The 22,486-nt window shown below is 69.3% G+C and carries 24 protein-coding genes and 2 pseudogenes; 9 read left to right on the forward strand and 17 right to left on the reverse strand.

Translation table 11 applies throughout. The features are described 5' to 3' along the window. Nucleotides 1-277 precede the first annotated feature (277 nt). The 5 genes from lpdA to ACIPXC_RS24455 all read left to right on the forward strand — a co-directional run bounded on the left by lpdA (nucleotide 278) and on the right by ACIPXC_RS24455 (nucleotide 7,796). Entirely contained in the window at nucleotides 278-1,666 is a 1,389-nt protein-coding gene (gene lpdA, locus ACIPXC_RS24435; RefSeq protein ID WP_401621983.1) for a dihydrolipoyl dehydrogenase, read from the forward strand. A 54-nt stretch (nucleotides 1,667-1,720) separates the two neighbouring features. After that, nucleotides 1,721-3,502, forward strand: coding sequence for a 2-oxoglutarate dehydrogenase, E2 component, dihydrolipoamide succinyltransferase (gene sucB, locus ACIPXC_RS24440; protein WP_401621986.1), 1,782 nt, complete (start codon nucleotides 1,721-1,723; stop codon nucleotides 3,500-3,502). Nucleotides 3,503-3,636: 134 nt separating this feature from the next. After that, entirely contained in the window at nucleotides 3,637-4,260 is a 624-nt protein-coding gene (locus ACIPXC_RS24445) for a GntR family transcriptional regulator (RefSeq protein WP_364851455.1), read from the forward strand. 221 nt (nucleotides 4,261-4,481) lie between these two features. Further along, the gene (gene aceE / locus ACIPXC_RS24450) at nucleotides 4,482-7,163 is read left to right on the forward strand and encodes a pyruvate dehydrogenase (acetyl-transferring), homodimeric type (RefSeq protein WP_401621988.1); all 2,682 of its coding nucleotides are present in this window, start codon (nucleotides 4,482-4,484) and stop codon (nucleotides 7,161-7,163) included. 114 nt (nucleotides 7,164-7,277) lie between these two features. Beyond that, nucleotides 7,278-7,796 (forward strand): DUF4240 domain-containing protein, encoded by a 519-nt coding sequence (locus ACIPXC_RS24455; RefSeq protein WP_401621991.1) that lies wholly within the window; start codon nucleotides 7,278-7,280, stop codon nucleotides 7,794-7,796. Nucleotides 7,797-7,805: 9 nt separating this feature from the next. Here ACIPXC_RS24455 and ACIPXC_RS24460 read toward each other — a convergent pair whose 3' ends face one another. Then, nucleotides 7,806-8,576, reverse strand: a complete 771-nt coding sequence (locus ACIPXC_RS24460) for an SDR family NAD(P)-dependent oxidoreductase (RefSeq protein ID WP_401621994.1) — start codon at nucleotides 8,574-8,576, stop codon at nucleotides 7,806-7,808. A gap of 86 nt (nucleotides 8,577-8,662) precedes the next feature. Between ACIPXC_RS24460 and ACIPXC_RS24465 the strand changes: the two genes are divergently transcribed. Further along, a complete protein-coding gene (locus ACIPXC_RS24465) occupies nucleotides 8,663-9,316 on the forward strand; it encodes a TetR/AcrR family transcriptional regulator (protein ID WP_401621997.1) in 654 nt (217 codons plus the stop codon). 56 nt (nucleotides 9,317-9,372) lie between these two features. Here ACIPXC_RS24465 and ACIPXC_RS24470 read toward each other — a convergent pair whose 3' ends face one another. Both ACIPXC_RS24470 and glnA read right to left on the reverse strand, forming a co-directional pair. Further along, nucleotides 9,373-9,915: a hypothetical protein gene (locus ACIPXC_RS24470; protein ID WP_401622000.1), complete on the reverse strand. Its 543-nt coding sequence runs from the start codon at nucleotides 9,913-9,915 to the stop codon at nucleotides 9,373-9,375. Between the two features lie 169 nt (nucleotides 9,916-10,084). Beyond that, a complete protein-coding gene (glnA, locus tag ACIPXC_RS24475; RefSeq protein WP_401622003.1) occupies nucleotides 10,085-11,494 on the reverse strand; it encodes a type I glutamate--ammonia ligase in 1,410 nt (469 codons plus the stop codon). Between the two features lie 185 nt (nucleotides 11,495-11,679). On the opposite strand from glnA, the gene ACIPXC_RS24480 reads away from it, so the two are divergent. Further along, a complete protein-coding gene (locus tag ACIPXC_RS24480; RefSeq protein WP_401622006.1) occupies nucleotides 11,680-12,147 on the forward strand; it encodes an RDD family protein in 468 nt (155 codons plus the stop codon). 93 nt (nucleotides 12,148-12,240) lie between these two features. Here ACIPXC_RS24480 and ACIPXC_RS24485 read toward each other — a convergent pair whose 3' ends face one another. The 7 genes and pseudogenes from ACIPXC_RS24485 to ACIPXC_RS24515 all read right to left on the reverse strand — a co-directional run. Beyond that, nucleotides 12,241-12,939, reverse strand: coding sequence for a DUF4191 domain-containing protein (locus ACIPXC_RS24485; RefSeq protein WP_030961648.1), 699 nt, complete (start codon nucleotides 12,937-12,939; stop codon nucleotides 12,241-12,243). Nucleotides 12,940-12,948: 9 nt separating this feature from the next. Then, nucleotides 12,949-13,146, reverse strand: a complete 198-nt coding sequence (locus ACIPXC_RS24490) for a hypothetical protein (protein WP_030010916.1) — start codon at nucleotides 13,144-13,146, stop codon at nucleotides 12,949-12,951. A gap of 344 nt (nucleotides 13,147-13,490) precedes the next feature. Further along, nucleotides 13,491-14,444: a lipoyl synthase gene (lipA, locus tag ACIPXC_RS24495; protein ID WP_356812181.1), complete on the reverse strand. Its 954-nt coding sequence runs from the start codon at nucleotides 14,442-14,444 to the stop codon at nucleotides 13,491-13,493. A gap of 119 nt (nucleotides 14,445-14,563) precedes the next feature. Continuing rightward, nucleotides 14,564-15,355 (reverse strand): lipoyl(octanoyl) transferase LipB, encoded by a 792-nt coding sequence (lipB, locus tag ACIPXC_RS24500; protein ID WP_401622009.1) that lies wholly within the window; start codon nucleotides 15,353-15,355, stop codon nucleotides 14,564-14,566. Between the two features lie 76 nt (nucleotides 15,356-15,431). Then, complete coding sequence (locus ACIPXC_RS24505; RefSeq protein WP_401622011.1) at nucleotides 15,432-15,734, reverse strand: hypothetical protein; 303 nt, start codon at nucleotides 15,732-15,734, stop codon at nucleotides 15,432-15,434. Between the two features lie 140 nt (nucleotides 15,735-15,874). After that, complete coding sequence (locus ACIPXC_RS24510; protein WP_401622167.1) at nucleotides 15,875-16,021, reverse strand: hypothetical protein; 147 nt, start codon at nucleotides 16,019-16,021, stop codon at nucleotides 15,875-15,877. A gap of 97 nt (nucleotides 16,022-16,118) precedes the next feature. Further along, a pseudogene (locus tag ACIPXC_RS24515) lies at nucleotides 16,119-16,217 on the reverse strand (IS5/IS1182 family transposase); the annotation flags it as partial. 861 nt (nucleotides 16,218-17,078) lie between these two features. Here ACIPXC_RS24515 and ACIPXC_RS24520 point away from each other — a divergent pair. Then, nucleotides 17,079-17,183 (forward strand): annotated as a pseudogene (locus tag ACIPXC_RS24520) (IS5/IS1182 family transposase); the annotation flags it as partial. A 109-nt stretch (nucleotides 17,184-17,292) separates the two neighbouring features. Here ACIPXC_RS24520 and ACIPXC_RS24525 read toward each other — a convergent pair. The 7 genes from ACIPXC_RS24525 to ACIPXC_RS24555 form a co-directional block, all read right to left on the reverse strand. Next, the gene (locus ACIPXC_RS24525) at nucleotides 17,293-17,715 is read right to left on the reverse strand and encodes a hypothetical protein (RefSeq protein ID WP_401622014.1); all 423 of its coding nucleotides are present in this window, start codon (nucleotides 17,713-17,715) and stop codon (nucleotides 17,293-17,295) included. A 122-nt stretch (nucleotides 17,716-17,837) separates the two neighbouring features. Then, nucleotides 17,838-18,269, reverse strand: a complete 432-nt coding sequence (locus ACIPXC_RS24530; protein ID WP_401622158.1) for a hypothetical protein — start codon at nucleotides 18,267-18,269, stop codon at nucleotides 17,838-17,840. 43 nt (nucleotides 18,270-18,312) lie between these two features. Beyond that, on the reverse strand, nucleotides 18,313-18,675 hold the full coding sequence (locus tag ACIPXC_RS24535) for a hypothetical protein (protein ID WP_401622016.1): 363 nt from the start codon (nucleotides 18,673-18,675) through the stop codon (nucleotides 18,313-18,315). Next, entirely contained in the window at nucleotides 18,672-18,857 is a 186-nt protein-coding gene (locus ACIPXC_RS24540; protein ID WP_401622019.1) for a hypothetical protein, read from the reverse strand. The genes ACIPXC_RS24535 and ACIPXC_RS24540 overlap by 4 nt, the downstream gene beginning before the upstream one ends. A 246-nt stretch (nucleotides 18,858-19,103) precedes the next feature. Further along, the gene (locus tag ACIPXC_RS24545) at nucleotides 19,104-19,934 is read right to left on the reverse strand and encodes a helix-turn-helix domain-containing protein (RefSeq protein WP_401622021.1); all 831 of its coding nucleotides are present in this window, start codon (nucleotides 19,932-19,934) and stop codon (nucleotides 19,104-19,106) included. Then, nucleotides 19,931-20,452 (reverse strand): DUF6879 family protein, encoded by a 522-nt coding sequence (locus ACIPXC_RS24550; RefSeq protein ID WP_401622024.1) that lies wholly within the window; start codon nucleotides 20,450-20,452, stop codon nucleotides 19,931-19,933. Before ACIPXC_RS24550 ends, ACIPXC_RS24545 begins: the two co-directional genes overlap by 4 nt. Next, nucleotides 20,439-20,654, reverse strand: a complete 216-nt coding sequence (locus ACIPXC_RS24555) for a hypothetical protein (protein ID WP_401622027.1) — start codon at nucleotides 20,652-20,654, stop codon at nucleotides 20,439-20,441. The genes ACIPXC_RS24550 and ACIPXC_RS24555 overlap by 14 nt, the downstream gene beginning before the upstream one ends. 388 nt (nucleotides 20,655-21,042) lie before the next feature. On the opposite strand from ACIPXC_RS24555, the gene ACIPXC_RS24560 reads away from it, so the two are divergent. After that, the gene (locus ACIPXC_RS24560; RefSeq protein WP_401622030.1) at nucleotides 21,043-22,482 is read left to right on the forward strand and encodes a regulator; all 1,440 of its coding nucleotides are present in this window, start codon (nucleotides 21,043-21,045) and stop codon (nucleotides 22,480-22,482) included. The last annotated feature ends 4 nt before the right edge of the window (nucleotides 22,483-22,486 follow it).

A 22,486-nucleotide genomic window follows, 5' to 3' on the forward strand; every position in this document is an offset into this window, starting at 1 on the left:
GTGTGACGCGTACCGCACCCCGGGGCCCGGTCGGGTCCCGGGGTGCGTTCTGCCGACAACGAAATCCGTAGGTTCCTACGCAGCGGTAACCCTCGCGTCGGAGAGAACGCCCTCTCACAACGTGGGCCCGGCGTCCCGCGTTCCCCCGACAAATGCGAAGATGGGTTCTCGGCAGGACAGGGCCCCCACCACAGGGCCGAAGAAACAGCGGCCGATTACCAGCCGCCGCCCGGTCACAGAGGACCGGTGCCCGGCGCACATGCATGGAGGACGTGACGTGGCGAACGACGCCAGCACCGTTTTCGACCTAGTGATCCTCGGCGGTGGCAGTGGCGGTTACGCCGCGGCGCTGCGCGCATCCCAGCTGGGTCTGGACGTTGCCCTGATCGAGAAGAACAAGCTCGGCGGCACCTGCCTGCACAACGGCTGCATCCCCACGAAGGCTCTGCTGCACGCGGGTGAGATCGCGGACCAGGCTCGCGAAGCGGCCCAGTTCGGCGTGAAGGCCACCTTCGAGGGCATCGACATCGCGGGTGTGCAGAAGTACAAGGACGAGGTCATCTCGGGCCTGTACAAGGGCCTGCAGGGCCTGGTCGCCTCCCGCAAGGTGACGTACATCGAGGGTGAGGGCCGCCTTTCCTCGCCGACCTCCGTCGACGTGAACGGGCAGCGCATCCAGGGCCGCCACATCCTGCTGGCGACCGGCTCCGTGCCGAAGTCCCTGCCAGGCCTGGACATCGACGGCAACCGCATCATCTCCTCGGACCACGCGCTGGTCCTGGACCGCGTGCCCGAGTCCGCGATCGTCCTGGGCGGCGGCGTCATCGGCGTCGAGTTCGCCTCGGCGTGGAAGTCCTTCGGTTCCGAGATCACCGTCATCGAGGGCCTCAAGCACCTCGTGCCGGTCGAGGACGAGAACAGCTCCAAGCTGCTGGAGCGCGCCTTCCGCAAGCGCGGCATCAAGTTCAACCTCGGCACCTTCTTCGACAAGGCCGAGTACACGGAGAACGGCGTCCGCGTGACGCTGGCCGACGGCAAGACCTTCGAGGCCGAGGTGCTGCTGGTCGCCGTCGGCCGCGGCCCGGTCTCGCAGGGCCTGGGCTACGAGGAGCAGGGCGTCGCGATGGACCGCGGCTACGTCCTGGTCGACGAGTACATGCAGACCAACGTGCCGACGATCTCGGCCGTCGGTGACCTCGTCCCGACCCTCCAGCTCGCGCACGTCGGCTTCGCCGAGGGCATCCTGGTCGCGGAGCGTCTGGCCGGTCTCAAGGCCGTCCCGATCGACTACGACGGTGTCCCGCGCGTCACCTACTGCCACCCCGAGGTCGCTTCCGTCGGCATCACCGAGGCCAAGGCCAAGGAGATCTACGGCGCGGACAAGGTCGTGGCCCTGAAGTACAACCTGGCGGGCAACGGCAAGAGCAAGATCCTGAAGACCGCGGGCGAGATCAAGCTCGTCCAGGTCAAGGACGGTGCCGTGGTCGGCGTCCACATGGTCGGTGACCGGATGGGCGAGCAGGTCGGCGAGGCCCAGCTGATCTACAACTGGGAGGCCCTGCCGGCCGAGGTCGCGCAGCTCATCCACGCGCACCCGACCCAGAACGAGGCGCTCGGCGAGGCCCACCTGGCCCTGGCCGGCAAGCCGCTTCACTCGCACGACTAGTTCGTCCCGGGCGCGACGACCACTTCCGCACTTTCGTAAGGAGCAACAGAAACCATGTCGGTTTCCGTAACCCTTCCGGCGCTCGGCGAGAGCGTCACCGAGGGAACTGTCACCCGCTGGCTGAAGGCCGAGGGCGAGCGCGTCGAGGCCGACGAGCCGCTGCTCGAGGTCTCGACCGACAAGGTCGACACCGAGATCCCGTCGCCCGTCGCCGGCATCCTGGCCTCGATCAAGGTCGCCGAGGACGAGACCGTCGAGGTCGGCGCCGAGCTGGCCGTCATCGACGACGGCTCCGGCGCCCCGGCCGCGGCCCCGGCCGCCGAGCCGGCCGCCGCCGAGGCCCCCGCGGCCGCTCCGGCCCCCGTCGCCGAGGCCCCCGCGGCCCCGGCTCCGGTCGCCGAGGCGCCCGCCGCCGAAGCCCCTGCCGCCTCCGGCACCGATGTCGTGCTGCCCGCCCTGGGCGAGTCCGTCACCGAGGGCACCGTCACCCGCTGGCTGAAGGCCGTCGGCGAGTCGGTCGAGGCCGACGAGCCGCTGCTGGAGGTCTCCACGGACAAGGTCGACACCGAGATCCCCGCACCGGTCTCCGGCACCCTGCTGGAGATCCTGGTCGGCGAGGACGAGACCGCCGAGGTCGGCGCCCGTCTGGCCGTCATCGGCGTCGCCGGTGCCGCCCCGGCCGCTGCCGCTCCGGCCGCCGCCCCGGCTCCGGTCGAGGCCGCTCCGGCTCCGGCCGCCGCTCCGGCTCCCGCCGCGGCTCCGGCTCCGGCTCCGGTCCAGCCCGCCCCGGCCGCCGCTCCGGCTCCGGTCCAGGCCGCCGCGCCCGTCGCCGCTCCGGCTCCGGTGACCCCGGCTCCGGCCGCTGCCCCGGCCGCTCCGGCCGCCGCTCCGGTGTCCGCCGGTGACGAGGGCGCGTACGTGACCCCGCTGGTGCGCAAGCTCGCCTCGGAGTCCGGCGTGGACCTGTCCGCGGTCTCGGGCACCGGTGTGGGTGGCCGTATCCGCAAGCAGGACGTCCTGGCCGCCGCCGAGGCCGCCAAGGCCGCCGCTGCCGCCCCGGCTCCGGCCGCCGCCGCCCCGGCCGCCGCGAAGGCTCCGGCCGCCGCGGTCTCCGAGCTGCGCGGTCAGACGGTCAAGATGACCCGCATGCGCAAGGTCATCGGCGACAACATGATGAAGGCCCTGCACTCGCAGGCGCAGCTCAGCTCCGTGGTCGAGGTGGACATCACCAAGATCATGAAGCTGCGCGAGAAGGCCAAGGCCGGCTTCCTCGCCCGCGAGGGCGTCAAGCTGTCCCCGATGCCGTTCTTCGTCAAGGCCGCCGCCCAGGCGCTGAAGGCCCACGCGGTCGTCAACGCCCGGATCAACGAGGACGAGGGCACCATCACCTACTTCGACTCGGAGAACATCGGCATCGCCGTGGACTCCGAGAAGGGCCTGATGACCCCGGTCATCAAGGGTGCGGGCGACCTCAACCTGGCGGGCATCTCCAAGGCGACCGCCGACCTGGCCGCCAAGGTCCGCGGCAACAAGATCACGCCGGACGAGCTGTCGGGCGCGACCTTCACCATCAGCAACACCGGCTCGCGCGGTGCGCTGTTCGACACGGTCATCGTGCCCCCGAACCAGGTCGCCATCCTGGGCATCGGTGCCACGGTGAAGCGCCCGGTGGTCATCGAGACCGCCGAGGGCACCAACATCGGCATCCGCGACATGACGTACCTGACCCTGTCCTACGACCACCGCCTGGTGGACGGCGCGGACGCGGCCCGGTACCTCACCGCGGTCAAGGCGATCCTCGAAGCCGGCGAGTTCGAGGTCGAGCTCGGCCTCTGAGCCGAACGGCTTGTAACCAGCCTCACTGTCGGCGCCCCCGTCCGGGATACTCCCGGGCGGGGGCGCCGCCGTATTGTCTACGCATCAGGCCCCGCGTGACCCCTGCACACCCACCAGGAGATGAAGCCCCGATGATCACCCCACCCGTCGTGCACTCGCTGCGCGAGCAGATCCGCGAGCACATCGTGGAGGGGATCGTCAGCGGGCGCTGGAAGCCCGGTGAGCGGATCGTGGAGCGGCGCATCGCCGTGGAGCTGGAGGTCAGCCAGACCCCCGTACGGGAGGCGCTGCGCGAGCTGGAGACGCTGCGGCTGATCGAGTCCGCGCCGAACAAGGGCGTGCGCGTGCGGAACCTCTCCGCCGCGGACCTGGAGGAGATCTACCCGGTCCGGGCCGGTCTGGAGCAGATCGCGGCCGAGCTGGCGGCCCCGCGGCTGGCCGCGGACTGCTCGGCGCTGGAACCGCACGTGGCGGCGCTGTGGGAGGCCGACCGGGCCGAGGACGGGACCGCCCAGGTGCGGCACACCGTCGGGTTCCACCGGGAGATGGTGCGGGCCGCCGGGAACAGCGTGCTGCTGCACACCTGGGAGAGCCTGGGCATCGAGGTGTTCACGGCCCTGTCCATCCGCTGGCTGGGCACGGTGCAGAAGTCCTACGCGGAGGAGCACGAGGCGCTCGTCGAGGCCTTCCGCAGTCGTGATCCGGACATCGGTGTGCTGGTGAAGCGGCATGTCCTGGGGTGCGCACCCCGGGCCTGAGACGCCGTTTCGCCCCGTTTTGACCGGGCACCGCGTGCCCGTTTCCCTGGCACGCGGTGCCGACTTTTGTCGGATCGACATTTCTTCGTCACTTTTATTTGATCGATCATCGATCAGGGATTTACAGTCGTCGCGGACCTCAACCAGGTCCATCGACCCTGTCCTGCCCGTCAGGGATTTTCTTCACCACCTCTCCTTTGTCCGGAAGGCGGCGCACAGCGATGTCCGACCCCGTAGGAAAGCTTCCGAGCGAGCTCGACCAGCTCCCGGACCGCGACACCGAGGAGACCGCCGAATGGGCGGCCTCCCTCGACGCCGTCGCACAGGCCGCCGGTACGCGCCGCGCCGAATACCTGCTCCGCCGCACGCTCCAGCACGCCGAGGCCGCCGGCCTGGCCCTGCCGAAGCTGCTGGAGACGGACTACGTCAACACCATCCCCACCGCCGCGGAGCCCGAGTTCCCGGGTGACGAGGCGATGGAAGCGAAGATCACCGCCTGGAACCGCTGGAACGCGGCCGCCATGGTGACCCGCGGCTCCAAGTACGGCGTCGGCGGCCACATCGCCACCTTCGCCTCCGCCGCGTGGCTGTACGAGACCGGCTTCCAGCACTTCTTCCGCGGGAAGGAGGCCGACGGATCGGGCGACCAGCTCTACATCCAGGGCCACGCCTCCCCCGGCATCTACGCCCGCGCCTTCCTCGACGGCCGGATCTCCGAGCAGCAGCTCGACAACTTCCGCCAGGAGTCCGGCGGCAACGGCCTGCCGTCCTACCCGCACCCGCGGCGCCTGCCGTGGCTGTGGGAGTTCCCCACGGTCTCCATGGGCCTCGGCCCGCTCTCCGCGATCTACCAGGCGCGCTTCAACCGCTACCTGCAGAACCGCAGCATCAAGGACACCGCGAACTCGCACGTCTGGGCCTTCCTCGGCGACGGCGAGATGGACGAGCCCGAGTCGACCGCCGCCCTGGCCCTGGCCTCCCGCGAGCGGCTCGACAACCTGACCTTCGTCATCAACTGCAACCTGCAGCGCCTCGACGGTCCGGTCCGCGCCAACTTCCGCGTGGTCCAGGAGCTGGAGGCGCAGTTCCGCGGCGCCGGCTGGAACGTCATCAAGACCCTGTGGGGCTCCGCCTGGGACGAGCTGTTCCAGCTCGACACCACCGGCGCCCTCGTACGCCGCCTGCGCGAGGTACCCGACGCGCAGTTCCAGACGTACGCGACCCGCGACGTGGCCTACATCCGCCAGCACTTCTTCGGCGCCAACGCCGAGCTCACCGCCCTCGCCGGCCTGCTCTCCGACGCGAAGATCGCCGAGTGCTTCCACACCTCGCGCGGCGGCCACGAGCCCCGCAAGGTCTACGCCGCGTACAAGGCCGCGCTGGAGCACAAGGGAGCGCCGACGGTCATCCTGGCGCAGACCGTCAAGGGCTACACGCTGGGTGCCGGGTTCGAGTCGAAGAACGCGAACCACCAGATGAAGAAGCTGACGATCGACGAGTTCAAGAGCATGCGCGACAAGCTCGACCTCCCGATCCCGGACAGCGCCTTCGAGGGCGGCCAGGTCCCCTACGGCCACCCGGGCGCGAACAGCCCCGAGGTGCGGTACCTCAACGAGCGCCGCGCGGCCCTCGGCGGCCCGGCCCCGGCCCGCAAGGTCCACCACGTGGCCCTGCCCGCCCCGGCCGACCGCTCCTTCGCCCCGCTGCTCAAGGGCTCCGGCAAGCAGGAGATGGCCACCACCATGGCCTTCGTCCGTCTCGTCAAGGACCTGATGCGGGACAAGGAGACCGGCAAGCGCTGGGTGCCGATCGTCCCCGACGAGGCCCGTACCTTCGGTATGGAGTCCCTCTTCCCGTCGGCCGGCATCTACTCGCCGCTGGGCCAGACGTACGAGCCGGTCGACCGCGACCAGCTGATGTACTACAAGGAGGCCAAGGACGGCCAGATCCTCAACGAGGGGATCACCGAGGCCGGCGCCATGGCCGACTTCATCGCCGCCTGCACGTCGTACGCGACGCACGGCGAGCCGATGATCCCCTTCTACATCTTCTACTCGATGTTCGGCTGGCAGCGCACCGCCGACCAGATGTGGCAGCTCGCCGACCAGCTCGGCAAGGGCTTCATCGTCGGCGCCACCGCCGGCCGCACCACGCTGACCGGTGAGGGCCTGCAGCACGCGGACGGCCACTCGCACCTGATCGCGTCCACGAACCCGGCGTCGCTCAACTACGACCCGGCCTTCGCGTACGAGATCGCGGTGATCGTCAAGGACGGTCTGCGCCGCATGTACGGCGAGACGCCGGAGGACGTCTTCTACTACCTGACGGTCTACAACGAGCCGAAGGTGCAGCCGGCCATGCCGGAGGGCGTGGAAGAGGGCATCCTCAAGGGCCTCTACCGCTTCAACCAGGCCTCCGACCTGGAGAACGCGCCCGCCGCCGACGCCGCGAAGATCCAGCTGATGGCCTCGGGCACCGCGATCCACTGGATCCTTGAGGCGCAGGCGCTGCTCGCCGCCGAGTGGAACGTGGCCGCCGACGTCTGGTCCGCCACCTCCTGGGGCGAGCTGCGCCGCGACGCGCTGGAGTGCGACGAGGCGCTGCTGCGCGGCGAGGTGCGCACCCCGTACGTCACCCGCGCGCTGGAGGGTGCGGCGGGCCCGGTCCTCGCGGTGTCCGACTGGATGCGTCAGGTCCCGGACCAGATCAGCCAGTGGGTGGAGCAGGACTACACCTCGCTGGGCACCGACGGCTTCGGCCTGTCCGACACCCGTGAGGGCGCCCGCCGTCACTTCGGTGTCGACGCCCGGTCGATCGTGGTGGCCGCGCTCGCCCAGCTTGCCCGGCGCGGCGAGGTACCGGCCTCCGCGGTCAAGGAGGCCCGGGAGCGCTACGGCCTCTGAGCCGTGTGAATCCGGACGAGAAGGGCCGGTGTCCGCCCCTCAGGGGGTGGGCACCGGCCTTTCGCCGTACGAGCGGTGGCGGCGCCGGGGCGCAGCCGTGATGCTGGAGCCGTGATGGACGAGACGGAGTTCTGGGAGATCGTCGACCGTACCCGTGAGGCCGCCGACGGCGACCCCGAGGAGCATGCCGAGTTGCTCGTGGAGCGGCTGGCGCAGCTCGATCCGGACTCCGTCCTGGACTTCGCCCGCCACTTCGAGTCCCGGTACAACCGGGCGTACACCTGGGACCTGTGGGGCGCGGCCTGGGTGCTGCTCGACGGGGCGAGCGACGACGCCTTCGACTACTTCCGCTGCTGGCTGATCGGCCAGGGGCGGGAGGTCTTCGAGGGTGGCGTGCACGACCCGGACCACCTGGCGGAGCTGCTGGGCGACTTCGACGAGGAGATCGACGGGGACGGCGAGGAGCTCGGGTACGCGGCCGACGAGGCGTACGAGCAGCTGACCGGGGCCGTGGCCCCGGACCTGGGGATCCCACTGCAGGCGGCGGAGCCGGTCGGCGCCCCGCTGGACTTCGAGAACGAAGCCGTGCTCGCGGAGCGCTTCCCCCGGCTCTGGGACCGTTTCCGGGGCTGACGCCCCGGTTCAGCAGTGCGTGCCGCCGTCGATGCGGATCTCGGTGCCGGTGATGAAGGCGCCGTCCTCGGAGCCCAGCATGGCGACGACGCCCGCGACGGTCTCGGGGCCGGCGAAGCCCTGGCCGATGGCCGGGGCGAGCTTGGTGAAGAGGGACCAGTCGGTGTCCTCGGGCAGGCCGGGGCCGTTGCCGGTGGTCATGCCGCTCTCGATGGAGCCGGGCGCGACGCTGACGAAGCGCAGGCCCTGCTTGCTGTACTCGGCGGCGAGCGCGTGGGTCATGGACTGGATGCCGCCCTTGCTGGCCGCGTAGGCGGACATGTAGGGGTGGGCGAAGGACGCCGAGGTGGAGCTGAAGTTCACGACGACCGGCCGGTCCCCGGCGAGCAGGGTCGGCAGGGATTCGCGGATCATCAGGAAGGTGCCGGTCAGGTTGACCGCGATGACCTGGTTCCACAGCTCCAGCGTGGTCCGGTGCGTGTGCGCGGAGCGCAGGATGCCCGCCGCGTTGACGAGGACGTCGATCCCGCCGAGGGTGCGGGTCGCGGCGGCCACGCCCTCCTTGACGGAGCTCTCGTCGGATATGTCGAGGAGCGCGGTGGTCAGCCGGTCCCCGTGGCCCGCGGCGGCGGCGTGTTCGGCGGTGGCCTTCAGGCCGGGCTCGCTGACGTCCACGGCGTGGACCCGGCCGCCCTCGGCGAGGAGGCGGTGGACGGTGGCGCGGCCGATGCCGGAGCCGCCGCCGGTGATGAGGACGCGACGTCCTTCGTAACGGTTCATGGCGTGAGCGTACCGAAGTGGTGGCACGTTTTGTCAGGTCGACAAAGAATGACTTCGCGGGAGAGGGCGGGCGGTAGGCTTCCCCCGTGAGATCCCCTCGTCCGTACGCCCCCCAGGCCGGCCCCGGAGCCCAGTCGCTGACCGAGCGCCGCAAGGCCGCCACACAGCTCGACATCGCCCGCGCGGCCTGCGAGCTGTTCGCCGAGCACGGCCCCGACGGCACCACCGCCGAGGACATCGCCCACCGGGCCGGCGTGGCGCTGCGCACCTTCTACCGCTACTTCCGCAACAAGCAGGAGGCCGTAGCCCCGCTGCTGGCGGGCGGCGGCGACGCCTGGCGCGCACTGCTGGCGGAGGAGGACCCGGGCACCCCCCTCGCGGAGGCGCTGGAACGCGCCGTCACCCGGTCGCTGAGCGGCCCCCAGGCGGTCGAGGAGGGCCTGGAGGTGACCCGCGGCCTGCTGCAGGCGGCGGCGGACGACCCGGCGCTGCGCGCGGTCTGGTACCGCGTGAACCAGGAGTCCGAGGAGCGCCTGGCGCCGGTGATCGGCAGGCTGGCGGGGGCGGAGGCCGACGCACGGGAGGTGCGGCTGCTCGCGGCCGCCGCCACGGACGCGATCCGCGTGGCGCTGGAACTGTGGTCGACGACGGACGCCCCGGTCTCGGGGCCCGGCTCCCCCGCCGAGCTCGCGGTCCTGTGTCTGCGGGACCTCACAGGGGCGATGCCCCTGCTGCGCTGAGCCTGCGCGGCAGGGGCATCATCCCGGTCCCACGAGCCTTCGCGGTCGGATCGACCTCAGCGGCCACCGCCCCAGCCGCCGCCGTGGCCGCCACCGCCGCCATTGCCGCCGCCCCAGTCACCGTTGCCGCCCCGGCCGCCACCCCAGTCACCGCCGTGGCCGCCACCGCCACCCCAGTCACCGTTGCCGCCCCGGCCGTTGCCCCAGTCGCCGTTGCCACCGCGGCCGCCGCCCCAGTCACCGTTGCCACCGCGGCCGTTGCCCCAGTCGTTCCAGTGGCCGTTGCCGCCGCGGCCGGAGTCGTTCCAGTTCGCGTCGTCGCGCCAGTTGTTGCCGTTGTGGTGGCGCCAGTCGGAGTCGTTCCAGTTGCCGTCCCGCCAGTAGCCGCGGTCGCCGCCGACGCCCGCGTGGTCCCAGCACCAGCTGGGCCGGTCGCGCCAGTCGCGGTTGCAGCAGTGGTCCCACCGCGCGTCGGAACGGTTCGAGGGGTACCGGTGGCAGTCGTAGCCGCCGTTCCCGCCGCCGCTGCCGGAGACGACCGAGGCCGAGGCACTGGCGACGGGCAGCAGACCGATGGCGATTCCTGCGGCTCCTGCCATGGTTGCCGCAACGATCCTACGGCGCATTCTCATGCACCTCCGAACATGTCTCGCTTATCAGGCCTTTACGGTCCTCTCCACCGTCACTCCGCCCGGCCGACCTGTCAAAGCGGAAAGGCCCCCCGCCGCGCTCCGTGGAGCGTGGCAGGGGGCCTCCCATCAGGCATTTCTAGAGGTCGAAGTACAGCTCGAACTCGTGCGGGTGCGGGCGCTGCGCGATCGGGGCGATCTCGTGCGTGCGCTTGTAGTCGATCCAGGTCTCGATCAGGTCGGGGGTGAAGACACCGCCGGCCAGGAGGTACTCGTGGTCCTCCTCCAGGGCCTTGAGGACGTCCTCAAGGCTGGTCGGGACCTGCGGGACGTTCGCGTGCTCGTCCGGGGAGAGCTCGTAGAGGTCCTTGTCGATCGGCTCCATCGGCTCGATCTTGTTCTTGATGCCGTCGAGGCCCGCGAGGAGCAGGGCCGAGAAGGCCAGGTACGGGTTCGAGGACGGGTCCGGCGCGCGGAACTCGACGCGCTTGGCCTTCGGGTTCGAGCCCGTGATCGGGATGCGCATGGCGGCGGAGCGGTTGCGCTGCGAGTACACCATGTTGACCGGCGCCTCGAAGCCCGGCACCAGGCGGTGGTACGAGTTCACCGTCGGGTTGGTGAAGGCGAGCAGCGACGGGGCGTGCTTGAGGATGCCGCCGATGTAGTAGCGGGCGGTGTCCGACAGGCCCGCGTAGCCGGCCTCGTCGTAGAAGAGCGGCTCGCCGCCGGCCCACAGCGACTGGTGGACGTGCATGCCCGAGCCGTTGTCACCGAAGATCGGCTTCGGCATGAAGGTCGCGGTCTTGCCGTTCTTCCAGGCGACGTTCTTCACGACGTACTTGAAGAGCATCAGGTCGTCGGCCGCGGCCAGCAGCGTGTTGAACTTGTAGTTGATCTCGGCCTGGCCGCCGGTGCCGACCTCGTGGTGCTGGCGCTCGACCTGGAGGCCCTGGGCGTCCAGCTCCAGGGAGATCTCGGCGCGCAGGTCCGCGAAGTGGTCGACCGGGGCGACCGGGAAGTAGCCGCCCTTGTAGCGGACCTTGTAGCCGCGGTTGTTCTCCTCGGAGCCGGTGTTCCAGGCGCCGGCCTCGGAGTCGATGTGGTAGAAGCCCTCGTTCGCGGTGGTCGCGAAGCGCACGCTGTCGAAGATGTAGAACTCGGCCTCGGGACCGAAGAACGCGGTGTCGGCGATGCCGGTGGAGGCGAGGTACGCCTCGGCCTTCTTCGCGATGTTGCGCGGGTCGCGGCTGTAGGCCTCACCCGTGATCGGGTCGTGGATGAAGAAGTTGATGTTCAGCGTCTTGTCGCGACGGAACGGGTCCAGGCGCGCGGTGGTGATGTCGGCGCGCAGGGCCATGTCGGACTCGTGGATCGCCTGGAAGCCGCGGATCGAGGATCCGTCGAAGGCGAGCTCCTCCGCCGGGTCGAACGCCCGCGCCGGAATCGTGAAGTGCTGCATCACACCCGGCAGGTCGCAGAAGCGGACGTCGACGAACTTGACGTCGTTCTCCTCGATGTACTGCTTGACTTCGTCGGCGTTCTGGAACATCCAACTCCTCCTACTCCCGGCCCCGGGGGAGGGACGGGCTTTATAGCTCGTGGTGCGTCAGTGCGGTGCCGCACGCTGACCCGACCATAAGCAGACGGGATTTCCCAAGCGTGACCCATTTGTTTCGCACAAGTTAACCAGGGTCCGGCCGGAGTGCCGTGAGGCGCCACCGGTACCGTGGTCGGGTGGACAACAGACAGGCAATCGGATCCTGGCTCTCCGGCCCCAAGGCGGCCGCCGAGGACATGGGCGTCGACTTCGGCCATCCGGGCCAGCGGCTCGGCCTGCCGCAGGAGGGGCCCGGCTCGGTGGCGCGGTTCGGGCGCCGGATCGGAGCCGTGACCATCGACTGGATCGGCTGCCAGCTCATCGCGTACGGGCTGATCACCGGCAGGGACCTGGGCGCCGCGGGCAACTGGACCCTCGGGCTCTTCGTGGTCCTGGCGATCCTGACGGTCGGCACCGTGGGCTTCACACCCGGCAAGCGGGCCCTGGGCCTGCGGGTGGTCGCGGAGGACGGCGGCCGGCTCGGCTTCGGCCGGGTGGCCGTGCGCACGCTGCTGCTGGCCCTGGTCATCCCGGCGCTGATCTGGGACCGCGACGGCCGCGGTCTCCACGACCGCCTCGCGCGCGCCGTCCAGGTCCGCATCTGAGTCCACCGAGACCGGGACAGGGGCGCCCCCGAGCCGGTCGGCTCGGGGGCGCCCCTGTCCCGTATACGAAAATCGGCTGAGCGCGTCGGCGCGTCAGCGCATCTTTCCGCCGCGCGGCATCTTCATGCCCTTGGGCATGGGGCCCTTCGGCAGCGGCATGTTGCTCATGAGGTCGCCCATGGCCCGCAGCTTGTCGTTGACCTGGGTGATCTGGGGTCCGGTCAGTACGCGCGGCAGCTTGAGCAGGGTGGTGCGCACCTTCTTGAGCGGCACCTCGCCCTCGCCCGTGCCCACGATGAAGTCGTGGACCGGCACGTCCGGCATGATCCGGGCCATCTTCTTCTTCTCGTTCGCGAGCAGCGGCTTCACGCGGTTCGGGTTGCCCTCGGCGATCAGCACGACACCGGCCTTGCCCACGGCGCGGTGGACGATGTCCTGCTGCCGGGTCATCGCGATGGCCGGGGTGGTCGTCCAGCCCCGTCCCACGTTGTCCAGTACGGCCGCGGCCGCTCCCGGCTGCCCCTCCATCTGCCCGAAGGCAGCCCGCTCGGCCCGTCGCCCGAAGACGATCGCCATCGCGAGGAACGCCACCAGGAAGCCCAGGATGCCCAGGTAGACCGGGTGGTCGATCAGGAAGCCGATCGCAAGAAAGACACCGAAGGTGACGATTCCCACGCCCGCGACGATCAGACCGACCTTCGGGTCGGCCTTGCGCGTCATCTTGTACGTCAGGGCGATCTGCTTCAGTCGCCCGGGGTTCGCAGCAGTCTCTGCGTTTGACTTCCTCGCCATACCCAGAGTTTACGTGGCCTGCGGGGTTCGGGTAGCCGCGGCCTCAAGTACGTGTTCGGTTTCGACGCGGTCCTTGGCCCTCTTGCGGTCCTCCAGGACCGCCGTCCAGGCGTTGCGGCGGGCCCCGCTCATGAGGAGGGACTCGATGCCCCGGAAGGCGTCGGAGAGCGTCGGGATGGCGATGGCGCGTACGGGCGCGGCCTGCATGATGTCGATCCCTTTCACGATGCTCACGTCTGCGCGAGGCGGGCGGGTGTCTACGGTGCGTGGTCCAAGCGTCACTGACTGGTGTTACCAGGGCGTGACCGGGCGGTCAAATGTGATGGACACGTTGCATACGCCGACGCGGCCCGCCGGGTTCTCTCCTCGGGAAAGAGCCTAGGGGCCGCGCCGATGCGGTATTACTCGTTGGTAGCACTTTGTGCGCGACTTCACACGTACAGTCGCGCCGCACGTCACACGGCCGCGCGCCGCTCGCCCTCTCGGCCGAGCTCCGCCTCGCCACCGCTGCGGCCGCGTGCCCGCCCTCCCGCTCCGGGCGGACCCGCGACCTACGCCACGGCTCCGCTGCGCTTCTCCATCGCCTGCTGGTAAAGACGACCCGCCCGGTACGACGAACGGACGAGCGGGCCGGACATCACGCCCGAGTAGCCGATCTCCTCGGCCTCCTTCGCCAGCTCCACGAACTCGGCCGGCTTCACCCAGCGCTCGACGGGGTGGTGCCGCGGCGAGGGCCGCAGGTACTGGGTGATGGTGATGAGCTCACAGCCGGCCTCGTGCAGGTCCTTCAGGGCCTGCGAGACCTCCTCGCGCTCCTCGCCCATGCCGAGGATCAGGTTCGACTTGGTGACCAGGCCGTACGCGCGCGCCTTGGTGATCACATCGAGCGAGCGCTCGTAGCGGAAGCCGGGGCGGATCCGCTTGAAGATCCGGGGCACCGTCTCGACGTTGTGCGCGAAGACCTCGGGGCGGGAGGCGAAGACCTCCTCCAGCAGCTCCGGCACCGCGTTGAAGTCGGGGGCCAGCAGCTCGACCTTGGTGTGGCCGGCCTCGCGGCCCGCCGTCTGCTGGTGGATCTGGCGCACGGTCTCCGCGTACAGCCAGGCACCGCCGTCGGCGAGGTCGTCGCGGGCGACACCGGTGATGGTGGCGTAGTTCAGGTCCATCGTGACGACGGACTCGCCGACGCGGCGCGGCTCGTCGCGGTCCAGCGCCTCGGGCTTGCCCGTGTCGATCTGGCAGAAGTCGCAGCGCCGGGTGCACTGGTCACCGCCGATGAGGAAGGTGGCCTCGCGGTCCTCCCAGCATTCGTAGATGTTGGGGCAGCCGGCCTCCTGGCACACCGTGTGCAGTCCTTCGCCCTTCACCAGGGCCTGCATCTTGGTGTACTCGGGACCCATCTTCGCCCGCGTCTTGATCCACTCGGGCTTGCGCTCGATGGGGGTCTGGGCATTCCGGACCTCCAGACGCAGCATCTTGCGACCGTCGGGTGCGACTGCGGACACGACCGGCTCCCTGTGACTTCGATTGTTCGGGCGCCCACCAGGGTACGCCCGTAATTTCGTACGTTCTTACGCCGACCAACCTGCGAGCGGCCGGACTCATTCCCGTAGCCGGGAGGTCTCTATGCGGTCTCGATCTCGCGGGGACGCAACTCGGCGTGCTCCAGTACGTCCTTCAGGTGGCGCTCGACGACCGGGAGCACCTCGGCGATGGTGACGTCGCGGCCCAGTTCGTACGAGAGCGAGGTCACACCGGCGTCCCGGATCCCGCACGGGATGATCCGGTCGAACCAGGTGCTGTCCGGGTTCACGTTGATCGCGAAGCCGTGCATGGTGACGCCCTTGGCGACCCTGATCCCGATGGCGGCGAGCTTGCGGTCCTCCCGGCGCTGGCCGGCGTTGGAGGGGGCGTACTCGGGGCCGTTGAGCCGGGGGTCGAACTCCTCGTCGTGCAGGCGCGGGTCCAGCTCCAGCGAAAGGCCGCCGATCTTCGGGCGCTCCTCCATCGGGTCGCCGAGCACCCAGACGCCGGAGCGGCCTTCGACCCGGGTGGTTTCCAGCCCGAACTCCGCGGCGGTGCGGATCAGGGCCTCCTCCAGGCGGCGGACGTGGGCCACGACGTCCACCGGGCGGGGCAGCTTCATGATCGGGTAGCCGACCAGCTGGCCCGGGCCGTGCCAGGTGATCTTGCCGCCGCGGTCGACGTCCACCACGGGGGTGCCGTCCAGCGGGCGCTCGCCGGGGTCGGTGCGCCGGCCGGCCGTGTAGACCGGCAGGTGCTCCACCAGCAGGCAGGTGTCCTCGATCTCGTCCGCGAAGCGGGCCGCGTGCACCCTGCGCTGCTCTTCCCAGGCCAGGGTGTACTCGACGGATTCCGCTCCGAATCCCATACGGACAAACCCGAGCTCAGCCACCGCAGCGCCTCCTCATTGAACCTGCTGTGTGCACGTACTTCACTGAGCAAGGGTACGGCTGCCCGTCCCGGCCCCTTCAGGGCCCCGCGTGCGGCCCCGGCTCCGGCCCCGGCTCCGGCAGCGGCCACGGCCGTTGCTTCGGCCGTCGCCGGCCCTTCGGCGGGCGGTCCGGGTCCTCGTCCGCGCGCGGCAGCCGCCGGTGGCCCTCCGAGTGGTCATTCACCCAGCCGCACACACCACAGGCGTAACGCCCGTCGAGCCCCGCGATGTAGGTGCCGCAGCGCCGGCACTCGGCTTCGGTCAGCTCGGGCGGAGGCAGCGGAGCGGTGGAATCCGTCCGCTCCTCGGGCAGGTGTGACGGGTGGTGCCGGCGGGTCATGGCCCGCAGCGTACGCGGGCGGAGGGGACGAGTCCGTAAAGAGCCCTACCGATTCTGCACACAAACGAGTGAGTGCGGCCCTGAGCTGCATCTATGGACTGAACCATGTACTAGTCCCAGCATGAAGTCATCACCGGTGCTCAGTAGCCGTTACGCGGCCAGCCCCTGATGCCGTCGTGGACGTTCACGGCCTGGACCATGGAGTCCGGCATCATGTGCCCGCACGTGTCGGCGGTGATGGTGATGGAGGCGTTTCCGAGCCATCGGGACACGGCCAGGATGGACAAGCCGTTCAGGAGACATGTCGAGGCGAAGTAGTGCCGGAGGTCGTGGCCGTCCCGCGTCGCGCGCTCCCTCGGGCCCAACGCCCTTGCCGGCCGCAGGCCACCGGGAACCGATCGCGCGGCGGTGGCGCCGCAGCTGCTGCGCGAGGAAGCGGAGGGTGGAGCTGGACACGTCGACGCCCGACGGGTAGACAAGCACGTGATGCCTCTGGTGGAGACGGTTCTCTTGGTCGAAAACCCATTTACCAGGGGCTTCACCACGTTGTCAGGCCAACATTCATACTCCAGAACCAGGTTGGAAAAGGCTCACGGTCTTAGTTTGGGTTTTGGAGCGCCTCTCCAGCCGTTTGGATAAAACGTGAGTAGCGTTCACGAAGCGGCATACTTGCGAACGCTGCCTCGAATGTCGCAGTGTCCGGTACTGAGGTCCTGGCTACAGCGACCCAGTCCTTCATTACGAAGACGGCTGAGGAAACTTCCCCGGAAAGCGCCTTAGCTGCATCGCTAAGCTGATCTGGCCCCCAGAGGCGTAGGTGATTTGCTGCGGTCATGAGAGGGAGGGCAGCCCCCTCTACCTTGAGGTGGTCTTCCTGGCTCGGAAGACCACCGGAGCTTAGCGCCCCGGTGGATGCGACCAACGCACGGCTGAAGTCTGAGTAGGTATCCATAATTTTTGTGCATGCCAGACGCCGCTGTTCGCGAGCCCAGTGTCGATGTTCGACTACAGCTTGATCGGCTGTCTGCTGGAGGAGGGCAGCAGACGTCTTTTCAGCGCTGATCCGTGCACCATACACGGCAGCTGCACCACCCACGACGGCTCCTACGAGTGCCGCCAAACCGGCGATGAGTGCTGCTAGACCTTGGTCCATAGAGACACTCTGAATGACTGATTCAGGTTTAGGTGGTAGCCGACACGCCTTCACGTGTCGTGTCGAAGTCACTGGCCCGATAGCCCGAGGGGCCATCTCAGTCGCGAGACCCTGCGCCACATCCTGCACGAGGGCAGAGTCCCCTGGCAGACCACCACTATCTGAAGATCCTCCAACGATCTCCACCGAGGACTCTCGGGTCCTGGCGACTCCTCCGTAATCAGCGATGCTCGACCACCAGGATCACCAACCTCGTCCAAGCCGTCCTCGCCCTGCATCTGGCCAGCTCAGGGTGAGGATGGAAAGGGCTCAGTAGTGGCCTACTGCAAGTTGGCGTTCCCGTGGCGAGGCCGGCGGGCCAGTGGCCTTGACTGTTCCGTACAGCCGATCCTCAACTCGACATAGCTAAGCCCTATAGATGGGACCGTACGCCGCTAACTGGTCCGGAGTAACCTCGTCGACCGTGAGGTTCCCGGTCCAAAGGTGGTCGCGGTAGCAGTACCCGTGAAGCTCGGCCCGTCGTCCCGGGGTGACCTTCCACGTGCCAGCGGGGAGCTTCACCACCACGTCGCTGCCGCACGTGAACGAGCGGCTCGCCTGTGCCATGATCCAGCGCGCATGGTCGGCGGACCCTTCCGTCTCCCGGCACATCGTCCGGGCTGTGTCCCATAGCCTCCCCCACTCGACCCCGGGAGTCAGCGGGCCGACGATCGCCACCTCTCCAATGCTCCGGCTGTCCAAAGAATGGGTGGCGTAGCCGTACACGGCGCCGAACATCCGGAACACGGTGACGCGGCTCCGCCCGGCCAAGGGCTCGACAACTGCCATGCGGCTAACCTCTGTTCGTGGGCGAGCCCCGGGCTCATTGGCCGCGCCCGGGGCTCATCTCTCGGGGTGGATCAGGCATGGAGCTGAGCCGTGCCGTTACCGGGGAGCGCTACGCGACTCCCTCAGCAGCCGTCGCCGTCGCCGCAGCAGGCTGGCGGGTTGCAGTCCTTCGCGGAGCCCCACAGCCGGTCATCGACGTGGAACCCGGCGGCGCTGACCCGGTCCACCACAGAGCCGATCAGCGGACGGGTACGGACGGTGGCCTTGGGTTCGTGTCCGAGGAAGAACCCGAACTGCTCGTCGCACCACGTGGCGTAGGCCTGCGTGTGGAGTACGAAGGAGTGCCAGCCGAGGTCCACGGCGTCCGACGGGGTCATGTCGAAGGCGCGGGCGTCGCCCATAACCTTGAGGAAGGCAAGGGCCTGGTCCACGATCCGCCGGGCGGTGGACAGCTCGTGTCCATACTCCTCGGCGCAGAATTCAGAGACCTTCTCGAACAGCTCGGGACTGACGAGGTCCCGCCCGTGCCGTAAGGCGACGGGCGATTCCAGCATGGTCGTCACAGTGAGATTCCCTCTCTCGACGGTTGGGGGCTGGTTACGCGGCGGGCGGGGGCGGCCACTTCGCTCCACCGCCGTCGCCGGACTTGTCGCCAGGGTCGGTCATCGCTGCGCCTCCTCTCGGCTCGCAGCCGGCATGGGTGCCCGCCCCCATAGGAGGCGGGAGTCTGTGACAGGCAGCGCGCCGCTTGATCGCGTGCTCGGCCTCCCATTGGAAGGCTCCGGAGCCTCGGATCGTGCCGCTGTGCTCGTCCTCGTGGCCCTGGTCGCGGACGCACTCGATCATGTAGTTCGACAGGTCACGGCCGGTAATGCGGCGATGAGTCTCGACCGCCTCGAGCGGGAGGAACGTGTACGCCCCGCAGTACCAGGGGGCGTCATCATGAACCGTGATCTTCACGTGCCGCTCCGGCGACGTAGGTGCGGGTGGCTGCCGATCTCCTGGTTGATCTTGGCCACCTCGCGCCACTCGCCCGCGTCGGCCGCCTCGTGCCGCTCCCCGTCCAGGGCGGTACACACGCCACACGTGGGGTCGTACGTCCGCCACTGGCCCTTGTCGAGGGCTGTGGCGACGGCCCTCACTGGTGGCCCTGGGCAGCGTGGCGACGGATCAACACGTTCCTGTCGCTCACGATCGTCCCCGCCAGAGGGCCCTTCGCCACAGAGCGCTCCTCGTCCCACTTCTGGCTGGCGGGAGGCTGCGGCCACGGGGACATGGAGAGCTTTGCTGCCTGCTGCTGTGCCGTCGTTGCTGCCGCCATCACCGCACCCCTTCGCTTCACCCATTGCTGCGTCGGCAGCAATAGTGACCAGGGCCGGAGACGGTTCCTAGCCGGTTTCCTGTTCCCTCAAAAACCCGTCCCGGATACCTTCAGCGAGGCTCTGCATTTCATCGCCGGACACCGCCGCTTTCTCGAATCCTTCGAACTTCCGAACGTACATTTCAACGTCGCGCGGATCCGTAACGACTATCTCGGCGTGCACCGTCTCAACGGTCACCATGCGGTCGTCTCGGACGACGAAGGCGTGATTGGCGATGTCCGTCTGCGGGACGGACAGCGGCACGACCCTGATGTCCACGTGCGCGAGGCGGGACATGGAGACGATCCGGTCGAGCTGCGCGGCCATCATCGGGGGCGGGACGATCCGCCACCGAAGGACGGGTTCGGTGATGACGAAGCGGAGCTTCTTCGTGCTGTCGAACAGCACCGCCTGACGTTCAAGCCTGCCGCTGATCGTGCGCGTGAGGGCCTCCTCGCTCAGGTCATGGCGCTGAAGGACGGCGCGGATGTACTCGGGTGTCTGGAGCAGCCCGGGTACCAGGGCGGGCTGGAACAGCCGCAGGACGGTCATTTGAGCTTCTAGGGCCTTCGCCGCCTGCTGGCCCTTGTGGATGCCGGCCCGCTTGAGGAGCCGCCAGGCGGTGGCTTCAGTGGTCGCCGCGCGGGCAGCTTCGGTGTACTCGGCTTTGATCACGTCAGAGACACCTATGGCCGTAAGGATGCGCTCCACGTCCGCGGCGCTGGGAAGGAGATTGGCGTTCTCAATCTTGGAGAGCTTGGACGGAGACATGAGGGCGCTACGGGCGACTGCTTTGGCTTCCTTGCCTGACGCCTCTCGCAGTGCCCGCAGCGCGGCCCCGAGCTGTGCCTTGTTCACTCGCCGTACTTGGCCCACCAGTCGGTGAACGGCTCCGCGTGGGCGAGTGCCGTTTCCCGGTAGACGACGTAAGCGGCAGCTTCGTCCTGTGACAGAACGTCGGCGCCGAGGTACGCCGCGGCGTCGTCGTATCGCATCACGGCCGTGTCCTTGGAGTCGAAGAGCCAGAAGTCCGGAACAGCGTCGAGCGGGTTCGGGGCGTCCGTCACGTCGAGGATGAAGAATTCTTCCCCGCCGGTCATGTTCGTCCGGTAGCCCCAGCCCAGCTCGAATCGGAGGTACTCCGTGAGAGGCCGCTTGAGGACGTGCACGCGGTACACCCGCTTGCCCTCGTGCGTGAGTTCCCTGAGTTCTTCAACCCATCCGGCGTTGTAGCCCTCAGGCCGCTCCTGACCGGCCTGGAAGGCCCGGTAGGCATCAACGTTCCCGGAACCGCTGTAGTCGTCCAGAGTCTCCAGGCGGAACGCCTCGTGCTGGAACCGCTCGAAGAGTTCGGCGAGAGTGCTAGACGAGGCCATCGGCAATGGCCTTCTTGATCAGCTCGACGGGGATCTCCACGAGGCTTTCGTGAGCGGGAATCTTGAGCCCGTGGTCGTCGGGCGTCTCGCCCTGCACAAGGAACGTGCCCCTGTCGGTCGCGTAGATCGTCGGGCAGTCCTTCACGTCAATCGTCGGGCAGTCCTTCACGTCACAGGTGCTGATCAGCTTGGTCACCTTCATGGCTTCCGGTTCCCCTCTCCCGTTCGGCGGAGTGCCGCGTTCGATGCTCCCGAGCCTGTGACCCCGGGGTCAAGCGATCACGATTGCGAGAACGGGAAACCGGCCCGGACAGCAGACGACCCCCGGCCTTGTGGTCGGGGGCCCTGTGCGCTGGATTCCAACACAGTGCAAGCACCGCTACGCCTAGCCAGTATTGACTTGGCTGGATATGTCGGTTATCGGTCGACGGCTCTTCCTGGCCACAGCCCACTGTCCACCCCGGGTCCTGTTCTGCACACGATCGGATGAATGTGGGGCAGAGAGGGCGGCCCGGCCGACGTTCGCCGCTACATTCACGCCGTTCAAGGGCCGGGACTCCGGTCCGTCACGTCAGGAAACCGTGGAGCCGATGACGGAACGACCTGCCCAGCGTGTCCCCAACCGGCAGCTCGCGGCGCTGATCGCGGAAGCCGGGTTCTCCAACGCCGGGCTCGCCCGCCGCGTCGACCAGCTCGGTCTGGAACACGGTCTCGACCTGCGGTACGACAAGACCTCCGTGACCCGCTGGCTGCGCGGCCAGCAGCCGCGCGGGACCACCCCGGCGCTGATCGCCGAGGTCTTCACCCGGCGGCTCGGCCGCCGGCTCTCCGCGCAGGACCTGGGCCTCGACGCCTGTGCCCCGGTCTACGCGGGGCTGGAGTTCGCGGCCACCCCGGAGGAGGCCGTGGACATCGCGAGCGGCCTGTGGCGCAAGGACTCCGGCTCCCACGCCGAGCTCCGGAAGATCGCCTTCACCCCGGCCGGGCTGGTCGTGCCCAGTCGCGACTGGCTGATCGGGCGGCCCGACGAGCGCGTGGCCCGGGGGGCGGAACCGGCCGCGGTCCGCGTCCCGCTCCAGGGCCGGACCTCGGTGCCGCGGCAGCGGCAGATCGACCGCGGGCCCGGACAGCGCGTGACGGCCGGCGACATCGCCGCGCTGCGGTCGGTGAGCGAGCTGTTCCGGACGTTGGACCACGCCTACGGCGGCGGACACGCCCGCCAGGCGCTCGTGCGGTACCTGGAGCACGAGGCCGAGCCGATGCTCCGGGGCACCTACGGCGAGACCACGGGGCGGCGGCTGTTCGCCGCCGCCGCGGACCTGACCCGGCTCGCGGGCTGGACCTCGTACGACATCGCCGCGCACGGACTCGCCCAGCGGTACTTCGTGCAGGCCCTGCGGCTCGCGCAGGCGGCCGGGGACCGCCCCTACGGCTCGTACGTGCTGGTCACCATGAGCCGGCAGGCGGTCTACCTCGGCCACGGCAGGGAGGCGGTGCAGCTGGCCCGGGTCGCCCAGCAGGGCGTCGGCTCCGGGCCGCCGCCCGTGGTGCAGGCACTGCTGCACGCGGCGGAGGCGCGGGGGCACGCGGTCCTCGGCGAGGTCCGGGCGGCCACGGCCTGCCTGGTGCGGGCCGAACGCGCGCTGGGCGCCGCCCGGCCGGGGGACGACGTGCCGCACTGGGCGCGCCAGTACGACGAGGCGCAGCTGGCGGACGAGTTCGGGCACTGCCACCGGGACCTCCAGCAGTACCGGGCCTCGGCGCAGCACGCGGAGCGGTCCCTGCAGCTCAGGGCGCCGGGGTTCGCACGGTCGCGGCTGTTCTGCCGGGTGGTGCTGGCCACGGCCCGGCTGGGACTGGGCGAGCTGGACCAGGCGTGCGCGCTGGGCGCGGAGGCGGCGCAGCAGGCGATGGAGATGCGGTCGGTGCGCGCGGTGGAGTACGTACGGGACTTCGAGCGGCGGCTGGAGCCGTACCGGGACGCCTCGGCCGTGCGGACGTACCGCGACCGGGTGGCGGCGCTGTCCTGAGCGG

The organism is Streptomyces sp. NPDC090021, assembly GCF_044748225.1.
Lineage (GTDB): Bacteria > Actinomycetota > Actinomycetes > Streptomycetales > Streptomycetaceae > Streptomyces.